Origin of the sequence: Nonomuraea pusilla, assembly GCF_900109355.1 — a bacterium.
Classification (GTDB): Bacteria; Actinomycetota; Actinomycetes; order Streptosporangiales; family Streptosporangiaceae; genus Nonomuraea; species Nonomuraea pusilla.
In genome coordinates, this window is record NZ_FOBF01000034.1 from 14,904 (window position 1) to 29,730 (window position 14,827).

At 70.3% G+C, this 14,827-nt stretch carries 13 protein-coding genes; 2 read left to right on the forward strand and 11 right to left on the reverse strand.

Annotated elements, in window-relative coordinates:
- Positions 1-299: 299 nt before the first annotated feature.
- Positions 300-1,592, forward strand: a complete 1,293-nt coding sequence (locus tag BMX74_RS40595) for an NsdA family TPR-like regulatory protein (RefSeq protein WP_143078939.1) — start codon at positions 300-302, stop codon at positions 1,590-1,592.
- A 386-nt stretch (positions 1,593-1,978) separates the two neighbouring features.
- On the opposite strand, the gene BMX74_RS40600 is transcribed toward BMX74_RS40595, so the two are convergent.
- From BMX74_RS40600 to BMX74_RS40655, 11 genes are all read right to left on the reverse strand, one after another.
- A complete protein-coding gene (locus BMX74_RS40600; protein WP_218154230.1) occupies positions 1,979-2,815 on the reverse strand; it encodes a S1 RNA-binding domain-containing protein in 837 nt (278 codons plus the stop codon).
- Positions 2,816-3,054: 239 nt separating this feature from the next.
- Complete coding sequence (locus BMX74_RS40605; protein ID WP_143078940.1) at positions 3,055-3,384, reverse strand: hypothetical protein; 330 nt, start codon at positions 3,382-3,384, stop codon at positions 3,055-3,057.
- 474 nt (positions 3,385-3,858) lie between these two features.
- The gene (locus BMX74_RS40615) at positions 3,859-5,814 is read right to left on the reverse strand and encodes an alpha/beta fold hydrolase (RefSeq protein WP_091105752.1); all 1,956 of its coding nucleotides are present in this window, start codon (positions 5,812-5,814) and stop codon (positions 3,859-3,861) included.
- A gap of 30 nt (positions 5,815-5,844) precedes the next feature.
- The gene (locus BMX74_RS40620) at positions 5,845-7,029 is read right to left on the reverse strand and encodes a M20 metallopeptidase family protein (RefSeq protein WP_091105753.1); all 1,185 of its coding nucleotides are present in this window, start codon (positions 7,027-7,029) and stop codon (positions 5,845-5,847) included.
- Between the two features lie 46 nt (positions 7,030-7,075).
- Entirely contained in the window at positions 7,076-7,837 is a 762-nt protein-coding gene (locus tag BMX74_RS40625) for a FadR/GntR family transcriptional regulator (RefSeq protein ID WP_177227703.1), read from the reverse strand.
- Complete coding sequence (locus tag BMX74_RS40630) at positions 7,834-8,946, reverse strand: oligopeptide/dipeptide ABC transporter ATP-binding protein (protein ID WP_091105757.1); 1,113 nt, start codon at positions 8,944-8,946, stop codon at positions 7,834-7,836. The genes BMX74_RS40625 and BMX74_RS40630 overlap by 4 nt, the downstream gene beginning before the upstream one ends.
- Positions 8,947-9,007: 61 nt before the next feature.
- Entirely contained in the window at positions 9,008-9,973 is a 966-nt protein-coding gene (locus BMX74_RS40635; protein WP_055509355.1) for an ABC transporter ATP-binding protein, read from the reverse strand.
- Positions 9,970-10,926, reverse strand: a complete 957-nt coding sequence (locus BMX74_RS40640; RefSeq protein WP_063792343.1) for an ABC transporter permease — start codon at positions 10,924-10,926, stop codon at positions 9,970-9,972. Before BMX74_RS40640 ends, BMX74_RS40635 begins: the two co-directional genes overlap by 4 nt.
- Positions 10,923-11,888, reverse strand: coding sequence for an ABC transporter permease (locus BMX74_RS40645; RefSeq protein WP_091105758.1), 966 nt, complete (start codon positions 11,886-11,888; stop codon positions 10,923-10,925). The genes BMX74_RS40640 and BMX74_RS40645 overlap by 4 nt, the downstream gene beginning before the upstream one ends.
- Positions 11,889-11,892: 4 nt before the next feature.
- Positions 11,893-13,518, reverse strand: coding sequence for an ABC transporter substrate-binding protein (locus BMX74_RS40650; protein WP_091105760.1), 1,626 nt, complete (start codon positions 13,516-13,518; stop codon positions 11,893-11,895).
- A gap of 25 nt (positions 13,519-13,543) precedes the next feature.
- Positions 13,544-13,924, reverse strand: a complete 381-nt coding sequence (locus tag BMX74_RS40655; RefSeq protein WP_091105762.1) for a DedA family protein — start codon at positions 13,922-13,924, stop codon at positions 13,544-13,546.
- A 92-nt stretch (positions 13,925-14,016) separates the two neighbouring features.
- Here BMX74_RS40655 and BMX74_RS40660 point away from each other — a divergent pair, with 92 nt between their 5' ends.
- Positions 14,017-14,451 carry a hypothetical protein gene (locus BMX74_RS40660; protein ID WP_055509348.1) on the forward strand — a complete coding sequence of 145 codons (435 nt, stop codon included), beginning with the start codon at positions 14,017-14,019 and terminating at the stop codon, positions 14,449-14,451.
- Positions 14,452-14,827: the final 376 nt, after the last annotated feature.

Here is a 14,827-nt window from a genome sequence, read left to right on the forward strand (position 1 = left end):
AGACATCTGCGATCCCCCTCCGGAACCTCGTCAACGCCGTCACCCCCGATGAGGAGCGCACGGCGCGAGTCGCGCAGCTTGATTCCGCGTCCCCGGCATGACGGGCAGGGGGGGTGCGTTGTCTCGCTGTTCTCGTCTGGCCGGGTCACCGTCGCCATCTCCTCGATTCATCCGGCGTTCCCTGTGGCGGGAGGCCGCTTCACGTACCGTGTTGGTTGATGGCAAGTCCACCAAAAGGAGTTACGCAGGACCCCCGAACAGTCCCCTCTTGAGCCCCCAGCCGAGAGGAAGACCCATCGATGTCAGAGAACATTCCTAATGTCCAACTGCGCGCGTGGCGGAACGAAAATCGGCTCACTCGCGCGGAAATGGCCGACCGAATCAACGCCACACACATCGGCATTTCGGAACGCCTCACCTGCGACGAGGAACGCATCCGCCGCTGGGAAGCCGGTGAAGTCCGCTGGCCACGCCCGCCGTACCGGCTGGCACTCACCCAACTGACCGGCCTGCCACCCGAGACACTGGGGTTCTCACAGCACAGACCGCCCGGCAGCCGCCTCATCGAGGCCCCGCCCATCCTCCCCATGGACGCCCTGCGGGCAGAGGCCGACCTGTACGGCACCATGGAACTCGCCCAGCAACTCCAGGCATCCGACGTCGGCACCGGCACCCTCGAAGCACTCGCCGAAGCCGTCGATCTCCTCTGCCGCGCCTACCCGGTGGTCTCAGTCGCCACCCTGCGCGACCGCACCCAGAAACGCCTCGCCCAGATCAACCGCCTGCTCTCCGGACGCCTCACCCTCGACCAGCACCGCGAACTGCTCGTCATCACCGGCTGGCTCACCGCTCTCCTGGGCTGCGTCCACTACGACCTGGGCGAACGAGAAGAAGCAGAAACCGCCCGCAGAGCCGCCTTCGAAATGGGCCGCCAGGTCAGCCACGGCGAACTCATGGGCTGGGCACATGAGATGTCCGCCTGGTTCGCCCTCGTCGAAGGCCGTTTCGAAGACGTCGTCACCGCCGCCCGCATGGGCCAGGCCGTCGCCGGCCAAACCAGCGCCATGGTCCAGCTCACCCTGCAAGAAGCGCGGGGCCTTGCCCGCATCGGCGACCGCCGCGAAGCCGACCGCGCACTCACCCGCGGAGCCGAAGCCCTCAGCCGCCTGCCCATCCCCGACAACCCGGACCACCACTTCGTCTTCGACCACGGCAAATGGGTCTTCTACGCCGCCACCTGCTACACCTGGCTGGCCGACGACGACCGCGCCGAAGAACACGCCCGCGAGACCATCCAGATGCACACCCGCCCGGACGGCACCAGCAACGCCCCCATGCGTGTGGCCGATGCCCACATCGACCTCGGCATCGTCCACGCCCGACGCGGAGACCTCGACGCCGCAGTGGACAACGGCATGGCTGCCTTCGACATCGACCGCAGATCCCTCACCGATCTCGTCAACCGCGCCGCAGACCTGGACCGCGTCCTACGCCAGCGCTACCGCCGCGAAGCACTTGCCGAAGAGTTCCACGACCGCTTCGTCACCGCCCGCCGAGCCCTCACCACCCGCCGTGTGGAGCTACTCGACTGAACACCGGCCGCTCAACCAGTGCATTGCCGAATTGTTCTCCTAGGTATCAAGCGGCGCGCCGCCGTACCCCCGGCCCTCCACCCGCCCGCCGTCCGGGCGTGCGGCTTGGGGGCCGGTCCCGGACGGCGGCGGGACACCGGCCCGGGCACCGCACGCCGGCCCCGCCGTACCGACCGAACGCACCGGCCGGGGTTGCCACACCGCCGCACAGATGCAGCCCTACGATCGCCACAGCATGGCCGGTCATCGTAGCTGGCTCGAAGGTCCGGGACTTCGTTCCTCAGCCCCGGCCCACCGGATAGCGGGCACCTGTCTGTGCGTACCGCACGCGTGAGGTCGGCGCGCTCGCATCGGTCCCGGAGCGTGCGGCCCCCGTCCAGATGCCATCAAGGCGGTAGGGGATCAGAACCAGCCTTCTTGCGGGAGAGGAGCAATCGGCGGGCGTCGCGATCCAGGCTGATGATGGTCACCTTGACGCGGTCGCCGACCTGAACGACCTGTTCGGTCTCGATAGGCATGGAGCCGAGCTCATCCAAGGGCACCAGGCCCTCGATGCCTTCTACGACTCTGACGAAGACTCCGAACGGGACGAGCTTGGTCACGGTTCCGCAGAACTCTTGTCCCTCGCGAGCCGCGTCGGCGAACCCCTGGAAAGGATCAGGCTGAAGTGCGCGAAGGGAGAGCCTGGCTTCGCCCTGGTAGGTATCGAAGCAGAGAACGGAACAGGTGACCCGCTGCCCTACCTCGACGACCTCAGAGACCTCATCGAAATGTCGCCAGGACAGCTCGGGGATCGAGATGAAACCTACTCCTGGATAGACGGGATGCGGCGGCCCATCATCCAGCGCCACGAACACCCCGAACCGCTGCACGTCTGCCACTTCGCCGCCGAGTACCTCGCCAGGGCGGAGTCCTTTCAGGAATGCCCAGAGTTCGGGATTCTCGGTCGCGGCCAGGGACAGGCCGATCCTTCCCCGTTCCTCATCGACATCGATCACTTCGGCGGTGACGCGCCGGCCGACCTGTATGACCTCATCCGGCAGGCGACACCAGGAGACGTCCAAAGGCCCGATGTCCGCCGATGCCAGACCCAGCCACCCGTCAAGCCTCACCGCGGCCCCGTGAGGACGTCCCACCTGCGTGATCGTCCCCGAGACGATGTCGCCGACCCGAACCGCCCTCAAGATCTCCACTATGTCTTGATCGTTCGTCGGTCTGTCCACAGCTCACTTTGTCATAACCGCGGTGATGTCACCCGCCGCAAACGCCGGGCCATTAGCGGGCCATCAGGAGGGGTGACGAGGGGTCAACCATGGTCACTCAGGACCGGTCCGTTGCCCAGCTCAGCGCCTCATCAGGCCGTGATCGATGCAGTTCCCAAGCTGACAGCGCGGGTTCGATTCTCGTCACCCGCTCTCAATCAGGCAAGGTGGGGTGCCGCCGCTGGACACGCAGGTCAAACCTACTCTTCCTCCTCGTAGTACCACTCCTCAATCACCCATGGCTCTTCTTTCGAGGTTCTACGCGCGGCGTACCCACACGGGAGAGACGCGGTTTCGGCCACGCTCGGATCGAGATCCACGACGTGAGCAACGTGGCAGATTGCCGAAGCATCCGGGTCACTGGCGTCGGTGACGTCATCGCCAATGAGCCAGTCGTTCTCATCGTCGTGAATCACGATGAGCGCGGGCAACTCGCCGGAGATCACCGTCCTCTGTACGACGGCCCCGAGGCTGGGCGGGAACGTGTCATCGGGAAACGGGAAGGGGACGTGCCACAGGGCCTCGCTCATATCGCGCAGTCTGCCAGCCATGTCGACGAGCACAATGGCTGGGTGGGAACTCAGCGGCTGGTGGCCGAGGCGAGCGGGGCGCACAAGCAAGCCATGGTCGCGGGGCGATTTCCGGGAGCCACCTTGGGAGCCACCCGAACGGACGATCATGAACTGCGGCGGACGGAGACGAACGGCGAGGGTGCCGGTCGACGAGGTGGCGGACACCTACGAACGCCCACGAAGATCGTTTGGAGACCTTGTAGACAGAAGGCCAGACGTCGGCAGCCTTGGCTGTACAGCCACGAGTACAGCCAAGAGGGCGAACACCGGCGGAACTCAGCGAACATCCACGGACACCGAACGCCGAGGTCAGGGCCGCCGAGCTTGATCGAGGCGTCTTCTTTTAATCCGTAGGTTCCGGGTTCGAGCCCCGGGCGCCCTACCACTCCACACCCCGCCTGATCGCCGCGCTGAACGGGTGGCTGCCGGCGCTCATTGCCCGCCTTCGAGCTGGAAGTCCAGGTCGACGGCATGTCCGCCGAGTGTGCCGGTGGCGTGGCCGGCTCCGGTCCCCGGTGCGATCCGTACCTGCAGCCGGCCCGGTGCCACGCCGGGCCCGGAGAGCCGCAGCGTGCCGATGAGCTGCTGACCCGTGCCGGGCGCCAGCGTCCCGGAGACGCTCGCGTCGCGCACCACGCGCACCGCCTTCAGCGTGATCGCGCCGGGTGTCGCGGTGTCGGCGGCGTACCGTCCGCCGCGCAGACCGTCTGCGGCGCCCCATGCGCGGACCGCCCCGCTCTGCTGGACGAGGTCCTCGGCGGTGGCGCCGACGAGCCCGAGTGCGCGGCGTACCGCGGACGTCGCGGCCGCGCGCGCCGGCGGGAGCTGCGCCCCCCGGACCGCGGCGCGGCCGGGCACCGGCGGCGGCGTCCCCGTGCGCAGGCATGCCCCCGCATCGGCGGACAGCGTCTTGACGAAGCCGATCGCGAGCGCGAGGGCGCAGGGGTCTCCCGACGGCGTGTGGCCGGCGTTCGCGACCTCCGCGAAGATCGCGTGCGGGAACTGCGCCGCGGTCTCGCGACCGGCGCCGCTCGGCGTGTTCGCGTCGAGGTCGCCGGAGAGGACGAGCACCGGCACGTCCGGCAGCGGCCGGTCGGTGGCGACCGGGGCGGCTGCGGTCGGGTCGTTCGGCCACTCGATGCAGAGGTCGGCGCCCTCGAATCCGGCCGCCGTCCATCCCGCCGCCGAGAACGGCCCGAAGGCCGACGGGCCGAGCGCCGACAGCGCCCGCCGGTAGTCGGCGCGGCGCACGGCCGGCGGGTCCTGGTAGCGGAACGCGCGCGGGTAGTCGTGGCACATGACGGCCGCGAAGGCGGTCGCGTTGAAGGCGGGGTTCTGCGTCAGCCCGGCGACGTCGCGCATCACGAGCGAGGCGAGGCGCTTCAGCGGGTCGAGGTCCCCGGCCGCGGCGTTCGCGAGTGCGGACGGCAGCGCCGCCGAAATCGTCCGCTCGCCGCGCGCGTAGACGACCGACGCGAGCGCGGCCTCGTCGAGCGTCGCCCGATAGGTACGCGAGCCGGTCGCGACGGTGAAGCGGACAGGGTGGCTGCGCAGTCGCGCGGCGACCTGCGCGAGGTCGCGCATGACGGCGTCGCCGTCGCAGGAGCGTGTGCGCGCGCAGATCAGGCGGATCGCCCGCATCGCGGCGTCGAGCCGGTCGCGCCCGAAGGTGTCGAACGCGATCGGGTAGGAGCCGCTGAGCACGACCGAGTGGACGTGCTGGGGGTAGCGAGCCGCGTAGACCGTCATCAGGTAGGTGCCGTAGGAGTCGCCCCAGAGGTCGAGTCGGTCGAGGCCGAGGACCTGGCGGACCGCGTCCATGTCGTCGGCGACCGCGGCCGAGCCGTAGAGCCCGGCCTTCGAGCCCAGTTCCCGCCCGCACGCGCCGATCGCGGCGACGAGCTCGGGGTGCGAGAACCCGGCGAGCGGATCGGTCATCGCCTTGCACCTGATCTGCTGCGACAGCCCGATGCCGCGCGGATCGACGAGAAGCAGGTCGCGGCGGTCGAGCAGCGGCGCCAGCAGGCCGGCGTAGTTCACGAAGCGCGACGCCGGGGCGCCGGGGCCGCCGGGGTTCGGCACGACCGTGCCCAGCGACGGCTGCGACTGGTCGCGCCGGGGGAGGAACGCGAACCCGACGCGCGTGGTGCCCCGGCCCGGGTTGGCGCGGTCGAGGGCGACCTCGACGGTGCCGCAGCGGGCGCCCGCCGGCGCGCCGTCGTAGGTGCAGGGCTCCAGCGGGGCGGACAGCCGCGGCGGCGCCGAGGGCGTGGGGGCCATGGCCGCGGCGGCGGGGCCGGTGCCGACGGCACAGGCGGCGAACGCGGCGAGTACGGTCGTGGCCAGCCACCGTGTCCGCCTACGGGCGGCGGGGGGTGTCGAGAGCAATCTCTCTCCTCCGGTTCGTCATCGGATGGGTCAGGCGAGCAGTGCGAGCACCGCCCGGGTGAGGGACTCGACTCCGACCGCCAGGGAGCGCTCGTCGATGTCGAAGGCCGGATGGTGGTGCGGGACGGCGTCGGGGGTGCCCGCGCCGACGGCGTAGTAGCAGCCGGGGACCTCGTCGAGGTAGAGGGCCATGTCGTCCGAGCCGGTCGCCGGCTCGACGTCGAGGACCCGGTCCGGTCCGAACGCTCCGGTGAACGCGTCGCGGACCAGTGAGGTGACGGCCGGGTCGTTGGTCAGGGACGGGCAGCCGGCGCCGCGCGAGAACGTGGAGGTCGCGCCGTGGAGCGCGGCGACGTCCCGCGCGGTCTGCTCGACCGTCTCGCGGAGCGCGACGCGTCGTCCGGGGTCCAGCGTGCGGATCGTGCCCGCGAGCGTGACGTCTGCGGGGATGATGTTCGGGGCCGCACCGCCGTTGACCTGGGCGACGGTGACGACGGATCCGTCCGCGCGGGCCCGCTTCCCGAGGTCGCGCAGCGCGAGGATGACTTCGGCGGTGATCGGCACCGGGTCGACGGCGCCGTCCGGGGAGCCCGCGTGCCCGCCCGTACCCGTGATCGTGATGTGGAAGGTGTCGAGGCTCGCGAGCAGCAACCCCGTGCCGACGCCGAGCCGGCCCGTCGGCATGTGCGAGGCCAGGTGCAGGCCGACGGCGCGGTCGATGCCCTCCATGGCCCCGTCGCGGATCATCCGGCGAGCACCGTCGTCGAGTTCCTCGGCCGGCTGGAAGCACATGCGGACGCGCCCGCTCCAGTGGTCGCCGAGCGCGTGCAGGACGTGCGCGACACTCAGGGCGATCGCCGTGTGGCCGTCGTGCCCGCAGGCGTGCATGACACCGGGCACGGTCGAGCGGTACGGCCGTCCGTCGTCCACCTCCGGGATCGGCAGGGCGTCCATGTCGGCACGGACCAGCACCGAACGGCCGGGTCGTCCTGAGTCGAGGTCGGCGATCACCCCGGTGCCGCCGACACCGCGCCGGACGTCGAGTCCCAGCGCCGAGCAGCGGTCGGCGACGTAGGCGCTGGTGGCGTGCTCCTCGAAGCCCAGTTCGGGGTGGGCGTGCAGGTGACGGCGCATCTCGATGGTGCGTTCGGTGTGCCGGGCGACCTCGGCGAGGATCTCGGCGTTCAGGGCTTCCGAAGGCAGGAGGTTGCGCATGGCGACGACTCTACCGAGGAAACATCAAAGATAAAAGACTTTGATGTTATGTGCTCGCCTTCGCCGACCGCCGGGCATCGCGGTCGCGCCCGCGCCGCATACGCTCCACGGTGTCCTCCAGATCGCGGAGATGGTCGTCCATCGCCGCCCGCACCACCTCGGGGTCGCGCGTGCGCAGTGCGGCGAGCGTCTCGTCGTGGAGGACGGCCATCGGCACCGGATCCAGCCGCACGGTCCACGAGTTCATGAGGACGGCCTTGGCCTCCAGGATCTCGTGCTGGTAGCGAGCCAGCATGTCGCTGCGGGCGGCCCTGCCGATCAGGTAGTGGAAGAGGTTCTCGGCATGCATGATGTCGTCGGGCTCCTGCGCGGCGTGCAGCATCGCCGCCGCCTCGGCCATCTGCTCGAAGTCCTTCTCGGTCGCGCGCATGGCGGCGAGCCGCGCGAGCTCCATCTCCACCGGCCTGCGCGCCTCCACCAGTTCGATCATCTCGCGGGCCCGCAGCTCGACGTCGAAGCCGACCAGCGCGGCGGGCACGTTCCCCGAGCGCACCACGATCCCGCCCGTGGCGCCCCGGCGTACTTCCACGACCCCGGCACGGGCCAGCACGTGCACCGCGTCGCCGACGGTGGGCCGGCTGACGCGGAAGAGCTCGGCGAGCTCCGCGACGGTCGGGAGCTTGTCGCCCGACATGTAGTAGCCCGCGCGGATCGCGTAAGTGATCTGTCCGATGACTTCCTCGAACGCTCGGGTGCCGCTGATCGGACGGAACAGCACCGCCGGCGTGGGCTCTTCGGAGACGGTCACGGCATCACCGTACCGCCGGGCGACGGGTCCGGGACCGCACCCGGACCGGTGGCCGGCGACGTCCCGGCCGTACCCCCCGGCGCGTGATCCGGCGCCGCGGTCGTCCGGCTGACCGGCAGCGGTCGCAGGCAGGCCGCGTTGTGCCCGGCCGGACGCCGATCCACCGGGCCGAGCGCGGGATCGGTCGTACGGCAGCCGTCGTCGGCCAGCGGGCAGCGGGGATGGAACGCGCAACCGTCCGGCCGCGCACCCGGGTCGGGGACATCACCGCCCAGCACCACGCGGCTCCCCCGCTCGCGCGGGTCCGGATGCAGCACCGACGACATGAGCGCCCGGGTGTACGGGTGCGCCGGCGCTTCGATGACCGTACGGGGCGGACCCTCCTCGACGATCCGGCCGAGGTACATGACGGCCAGCCGGTCGGCATAGTGCGCGACGGTGGCGAGGTCGTGCGTGATCAGGAGGATGCCGGTCCCGCCGCCGTCGCACAGCTCGCGCAGCAGCCCGAGGACTCCCGCGCGCACGGAGACGTCGAGCATCGAGACGGGCTCGTCGGCGATCAGGAGGCTCGGGTCGAGCACGAGGCCGGCGGCGATCGCGACCCGCTGGCGTTGCCCGCCCGACAGCTCACGCGGACGCCGCGGCAGGAAAGTCCCGGCAGGCCGCAGGCCCGCGCGTTCGAGCGCGTCCACGGCCTTGGCTCGCCGCTGCTCCGCCGAGCCGCCGAGGCGGTGGATCAGCAGCGGCTCCTCGACGATCGACGCGACCGTGCAGCGCGGGTCCAGCGAGCCGTACGGGTCCTGGAGGACCATCTGCATCCGCCGCCGCCAGGGCCGCATCGCGCGAGCCCCGAGGCCCTCGATCGCGGAGCCGTCGATGCGTACGGTCCCGCGGGACGGGGTCACCAGGCCGAGGATGCTCTGGGCGGTCGACGTCTTGCCCGAGCCCGACTCGCCGACCAGCGCGACGAGCTCGCCCCGATCGACGTGCAGCGACACGCCGTCGACGGCTCGCACCACGCGGGCCGGCCGCCGAGCCACCCGATCGGCGACCGTACGCGGAACACGGTGGTGGAGGACCAGGTCCTCGACCTCGAGAAGATGACTCATGGCTTCCTGATCAGGTGCGGGTGGCCGAGCCGCAAGGGGCTTCCGGCCGAAGGGCGGTGGGTCATGGGGTCCTGCCGGTCAGGTGGCAGGCGGCCCGGCGGGCCGGAGCGACCGGGGTGAGGGCGGGCTCCGTGAGGGAGCAGCGGTCCTCGGTGTCGGGGCAGCGGCTGCGGAAGGCGCAGCCCGCGAGGGGGACGTCGAGGGCGGGTGGGCCGCCGCCGATGGAGCGAAGCGGACGCTCGGCGCCGAGGACGGGCGTCGCCTCGTAGAGCAGTCGCGTGTAGGGGTGGCGCGGCGCGGTGTAGAGCCCCACGGTCGGCCCCTCCTCGACCGCGCGGCCGGCGTACATCACCATCGCCCGGTCGCAGAGCTGGCCGACGAGCCCGAGGTCGTGGCTGATGAGCACGACGGCCAGCCCCAGCTCGTCCGCCAGCCGGTCGAGCAGTTCGAGGATCTGCGCCTGCACGACGACGTCCAGCGCCGTCGTCGGCTCGTCGGCGAACAGCACGCGCGGCTCGCCCGCGAGTGCCATCGCGATGCACGCGCGCTGGCGCATCCCACCCGACAGCTCATGCGGGTAGCGGGCCACGTTGCGGGCCGCCATCCCGACCCGTTCGAGGAGCTCACCGGCCTGCCGCAGCGCCGCCCGCCGCGACACCCGCCGGTCGCGGGGCAGGACCTCGGCGATCTGGCTGCCCACAGTCCGTACGGGATTGAGCGCGTTCAGCGCCCCCTGGAAGACGATCGAGAGGTCACCCCAGCGATAGGGCGCCATCGCGGCGTCACCGCCGGGCAGCACCTCCTGCCCGTCCACGCGGACCGAACCCGAGACCGACGCGGCGGCCCCCAGCAGCCCGAGCACGGCGAGCACGGTGGTGGTCTTCCCGCAGCCCGACTCCCCGACCAGCGCCAGCCGGTCCCCGGGGCGCACGTCGAAGCTCACGCCGCGTACGGCATGGACGTCCCGCCCGCCGGGCCCGTCGAACCACACATGGAGATCACGAACTTCCAGTACCGGTCCCTTCATGACTCCTCCATCACGGTCGCAGCCGTACGCCCGCTGAGTCGCGGGCCGGACTCGGACCCGCCACCGTCGTCCTCGCCGCCACCCGCCGGCGTCGCGCGCAGCCGGACCCGTCGCGGGGGCAGGTGGTCGCGCTGGAGCTGGGGGTTGGCGATCTCGGCGACGCCCTGGCCGATGACGCTGCAGGCCACGACCACGGCGGCGATGCACAAGCCCGGAGGGACGAAGGCCCACCAGGCGCCGGCGCTGAGGGCCGACCGGCTGAAGGCGTGCTCGATCATGCGGCCCCAGGAGACGCTCGTCGGATCGCCGAGACCGAGGAACGCCAGCGCGGCCTCGGCGAAGATCGCGGTGGCCACCGTCAGCGCGGCGTTCGCGACGACGAGCGGGGTGAGGTGCGGCAGCAGGTGACGCGTGACGATCCGCAGATGGCTGCTGCCCAGGCCGCGGGCGCGCACGATGTAGCCGCGCTCGCGCAGCGACATCGTCTGGGCACGGGTGAGCCGCGCCATCTGCGTCCACGACAGCAGCCCGATGACCAGGATGATGTGGTCCAGGCTCGGTCCCCAGATGGCAGCGACGACGATCATGAACGGCAGCGCCGGGACGACGAGGAAGTAGTCGGTGACGCGCATGAGGACGGTGTCCACCCAGCCGCCCGCGTAACCCGCGAGAACCCCGACGGCACAGCCGATCAGGACCGCGACGAGGCTGGCCGCCGCACCGACGATCAGTACCGTACGCGCACCGTGCAACAGCAGTGAGAGCACGTCCTGGCCCGCGTCGTCGAGCCCGAGGAGATGAGCGGAGGAGGGCCCGCCGAAGACCGGACCGACGCGGCGCCCGGCCTCGCCGGCCGCCAGTAGCGGCGCGAACAGCGCGACCAGAAGTGTCAGCGCGAGGACTCCGGCCGCGACGGCGATCGCGGGCCGGCGGAGGAACCGGAACTGGCTCATGCGGTGATCCTGGGGTCGAGTCGCAGACAGACGAGATCGGAGACGTAGTTGCAGACGACCACGACGACCGTGAGGACCAGGAACGCACCCTGCAGCATCGGGTAGTCGCGCGAGGTCACCGCGCTGTAGACGGCGCGGCCGATGCCCGGCCACGAGAAGACCGTCTCGATCAGCACGACACCCCCGACGACGGAGCCGAGCGTGAGCGCGATCATCGTCGAGATCGGCAGCATCGCGTTGCGCAGCACGTGGCGGCGCACGATGCGGGGCGTCGACAGGCCCTTGGCGCGTGCGGTCAGCACGTAGTCCTCGGAGAGGGTCTCCAGCGTCGCGGTGCGCGTGAGCAGCGCGTACTGACCGAAGAGGGTGAGGCCCACCACGAGTGAGGGGAGTGTCATGTGCCAGAGCACGTCGACCGCGTGCTGCCACGCGCTCGGCTCGATCAGGAACTCGTCGACACGGCCGCCCGAGGGGAAGACGCCGCCGAGGAGGAAGAGCAGCAGCAGCCCGACCCACTGCGCCGGAAGGGCGTAGACGGCCAGCGACGAGACGGTCAAGGCCCGGTCCGTCCGGGTTCCCCGCCGTACCGCGCCCAGCACACCGGTCGCGATGCCGGCGACGATCGCCACCACCGTGCCGAGCAGAACCATCGGCAGTGTGTTGCCGAGGGCCTCGCCCAAATTCTTGGAGACGGGCTGGCCGTTGGCGAACGACCGCCCGAGGTTCCCGTGCGCGAGCTCGCGGAGGTAGGCCACGTACTGCGCGCCGATCGACCGGTCGAGGCCGAATTCGTGGCGCAGCGCCTGTTGCTGGGCGACGGTCGAGTTCGGCACACGGGCGAGGTTGCTCACCGCGTCGCCGGGGACGACGCGGAAGAGCAGGAAGTTGAGGCTGACCGCGCAGAAGATCGTGATCAGCGCCACCGCAGTCCGGCGGAGAACGAGGTCGAGGCCGCGGTTCATCGGCTCAGCCGGAGCGCCGCACGTCGGCGAACGCGTTGGTCGAGAGGAAGTCGGTCGTGTACGGGCTGGTCACGAAGCCGTCCCAGGTGGAGGCGTGCGCGTTGAGGATCGCCCTCGCGTAGAGCGGGATCCACGGCAGGTCGTCGTCGAGGATCTGCTGCATGCGGTCCACGATCGCCTTGCGCTTCGCCGGGTCGAGCTCGGTGGCCTGCTGCTGGAGCAGGCCGTCGTAGGTCTTGTCGCAGTAGCCCGCATCGTTGAGGTTGGCGAGCTGGCCGCAGCTGAGGACGCTGAGCTGCAGCGTCGGGTCGTAGAGTGACATCCAGTTGTTGAGGAAGAGGTCGGTGTCGAGGTACTTGTCGTCCGGCCCGTGGACGGCGGAGACGAACGAGCTGGCATCCGACGGAGCGGCCTCGACCTTGACACCGATGCGGCCGAGGTCGTTCCTGATGCTCTCGAACTGGCGCTCCCTCTCGCCTGCGACGAAGCGCACCTTGTAGCTCATCGGGTGTCCGTTCGCGGTCCGCACGCCGTCGGCGCCGCGCTTGAAGCCGAGCGCGTCGAGCTGACGGCCGGCCCCGTCGGGGTCGAAGGCCGGCAGCTTGACGCCGGTCGCGGTCCAGCCGCCGCCGATACTCGGGGGCAGCAGGGTGTCGATGACGGTTCCGGTGCCCACGGTCGCGGTGGCGGTGAGCTGCGGACGGTTGATCGCCGACGCGAACGCCTTGCGCACACGAGGGTCGAGCAGTTCGCGGTGCTCCGGCTTGGCCTTGTTGGAGTTGAAGCCGAGCACGAAGACGTCGGCGCTCGGCACCTTGCTCACGCGCAGCCTGCCGTCGCCCTTGAGCTGGTCAACGACGGTCGCCGGGACGACCTTGGCCTGGTCGATCTCGTTGTTGCGCAGCGCGGAGACCATCGCGTCGCCCGAACTGTAGAGGCGGATGCCGACGGCCTGCACCTTCGGACGTTGCCCGTAGTAGTTCGCGTTCCGCTTCAGCAGCAGGAACTCGTCCTTGCGGTATTCGGAGAGTGCGAACGGACCGCCGGACACCACGGGCGCGCTGTTCGCGAAGCGCCGCAGCCCGGAGCCGTCACCGGCCGCGGCGGACGCGTAGATGTGCTGGGGAAGGACGGGCAGCATCGCGAGCTGGGCGAGGGCGGTGCTCAGCGGCGCCGCCAGCTTGATCACGAGCGTGTGGTCGTCGGGCGCGCTCGCCGACGTCACGCCGTTGAGCAGGAACGCCAGGCCGGCGGTGGACGACTTGGCGAACTTCAGCGTCGTCTGGATCGTCCACAGGGCGTCCGCCGAGGTGAGGGGCCGCCCGTCGCTCCACTTGGCGCCCGGGTGAAGGTGGAAGGTCATCGTCGTCCCGTCCTTCGAGGTCTCCCACGAGCTCGCGAAGTCGGGAACCACCTGCTCGCCCTTGTATCCGACGAGGTAGGGGTAGATGTTGCGCATCACCGAGAGCGGCAGTACGTACTGTGCGACGAACGGGTTCAGCGAGTCGACCGGGCTGTCGGTGATCCCGATGCGCAGTGTCTGGCCACCAGACTCCGTTGACGACGACCCGCAGGCGGTCGTCCCGGCCACCGTGGCGAGTGTGGCCACGATGAGCATCTTCCTCAACATGGCGCGACCCTAGTCAGGCGCCTGCTTAAAAGTCAATGAACTTTATGTTTGACCTTAGGTGCGCTTCTTCTGACAGGGAACCGGTTGCCGGGCTGGAGCGGTCTCCTGGGGCCGGCGAGGCGCCGCCCGGGACGAGCCGCCCGCCGAGGTAGCCGAGCCCGATGGTGCACGTGACGAAGATGATCTCGGAGAGGCAGGCGGCGAGCAGGAACCCGCGGAACGACAGGTCGACGATCCCCGCGGTGATCGCGCCCTTCCCCCTTCCTCCTGGGACGAAGCGGACGCCGACCACGGATGACACGCCGTACCGCTGGATGCGGTCCGACACCCACGCCAGCACCGAGCGGCGCCTCGGGCTGCAGCGGCGTTTGATCTGCATCGCCTGCATGGCGCGCGGGAACGGCACGCCTGGACGAGAGAGGTCGAGCGCATCGGCCGCCCGGAGCCGTTCAGCGACTCCATAGCTGTGGACAGCGGCTGTGCCCTATTGTCGCGATCATGACGCGGTGGACATGGGGGTGCTTAGTCGCTGTTGTCCTGCCGTTCTTCGGCGCGCTCATCTTGGTGTTCGGGTTCGTCATGCCGCCCGTCTGGCGTGACGACGACCGCCTCGACGCCTTGCTGGACCGAGTACTGACCCACCCGCTCCCGCCAGAGACCAGCGAGCTATCCGACCAGCGCGATGCGGACTTCGGCCGTGGCCTGTTCGGAGGCAACGGCGACTACTGCGACTACCGCATCAGGATCGTCCTGCAGACCAAGCGCACGCAGGAGGAGATCCGCAGGCACTACGGAAAGGCCACGATCAAAGGAGCCGAAGAGAACGCGACACTCTCCTTGTTCTTCGAAGACACAGGAGACACGTCGGGCCGCCGTGTGATCGTCGAGGTCACCGACAGGCACGGCAGCGACTGGGACTGGCGTTGCACGTAGAGGCGAGCCGTCACCTCACCGGCAGGCGTCCTCCAGCTCGTGACGATCGGTCGGAAGCAGTACCTCAACCACGACCAGCGGACGACCGGAAGCGTCCCGGACCGCGCCGTACACCGCCAGCAGCGGCACGTTCTTCGAACCGCCCGCCGAGCCCTCACAAGCCGCCGAGTGGAGCCGCTCGGCTGAACACCGGCCGGTCAACCAGTTGCTTTGCCGAGTTGTTCTTCTAGATATCAGGCGGCGGCGCGGCGCGCCGCCGTACCGCGGTCCGGCGCTTGCCCGCCGCGCGGGCATGCGGCCTGGGGGCCGGTCCTGAGCGGCAGCAGCGCCAGCCCGCCACGCCGACCGCCACGCCCGCCGACCCGAGCGAACTCGC

Excerpts from the sequence above, each read along its gene's own strand:
- BMX74_RS40595 (WP_143078939.1), top strand. The coding sequence starts at position 300 with ATGTCAGAGAACATTCCTAATGTCCAACTGCGCGCGTGGCGGAACGAA.
- BMX74_RS40605 (WP_143078940.1), bottom strand. The coding sequence starts at position 3,384 with ATGAGCGAGGCCCTGTGGCACGTCCCCTTCCCGTTTCCCGATGACACG.
- BMX74_RS40620 (WP_091105753.1), bottom strand. The coding sequence starts at position 7,029 with ATGCGCAACCTCCTGCCTTCGGAAGCCCTGAACGCCGAGATCCTCGCC.
- BMX74_RS40630 (WP_091105757.1), bottom strand. The coding sequence starts at position 8,946 with ATGAGTCATCTTCTCGAGGTCGAGGACCTGGTCCTCCACCACCGTGTT.
- BMX74_RS40635 (WP_055509355.1), bottom strand. The coding sequence starts at position 9,973 with ATGAAGGGACCGGTACTGGAAGTTCGTGATCTCCATGTGTGGTTCGAC.
- BMX74_RS40640 (WP_063792343.1), bottom strand. The coding sequence starts at position 10,926 with ATGAGCCAGTTCCGGTTCCTCCGCCGGCCCGCGATCGCCGTCGCGGCC.
- BMX74_RS40645 (WP_091105758.1), bottom strand. The coding sequence starts at position 11,888 with ATGAACCGCGGCCTCGACCTCGTTCTCCGCCGGACTGCGGTGGCGCTG.
- BMX74_RS40650 (WP_091105760.1), bottom strand. The coding sequence starts at position 13,518 with ATGTTGAGGAAGATGCTCATCGTGGCCACACTCGCCACGGTGGCCGGG.
- BMX74_RS40660 (WP_055509348.1), top strand. The coding sequence starts at position 14,017 with ATGACGCGGTGGACATGGGGGTGCTTAGTCGCTGTTGTCCTGCCGTTC.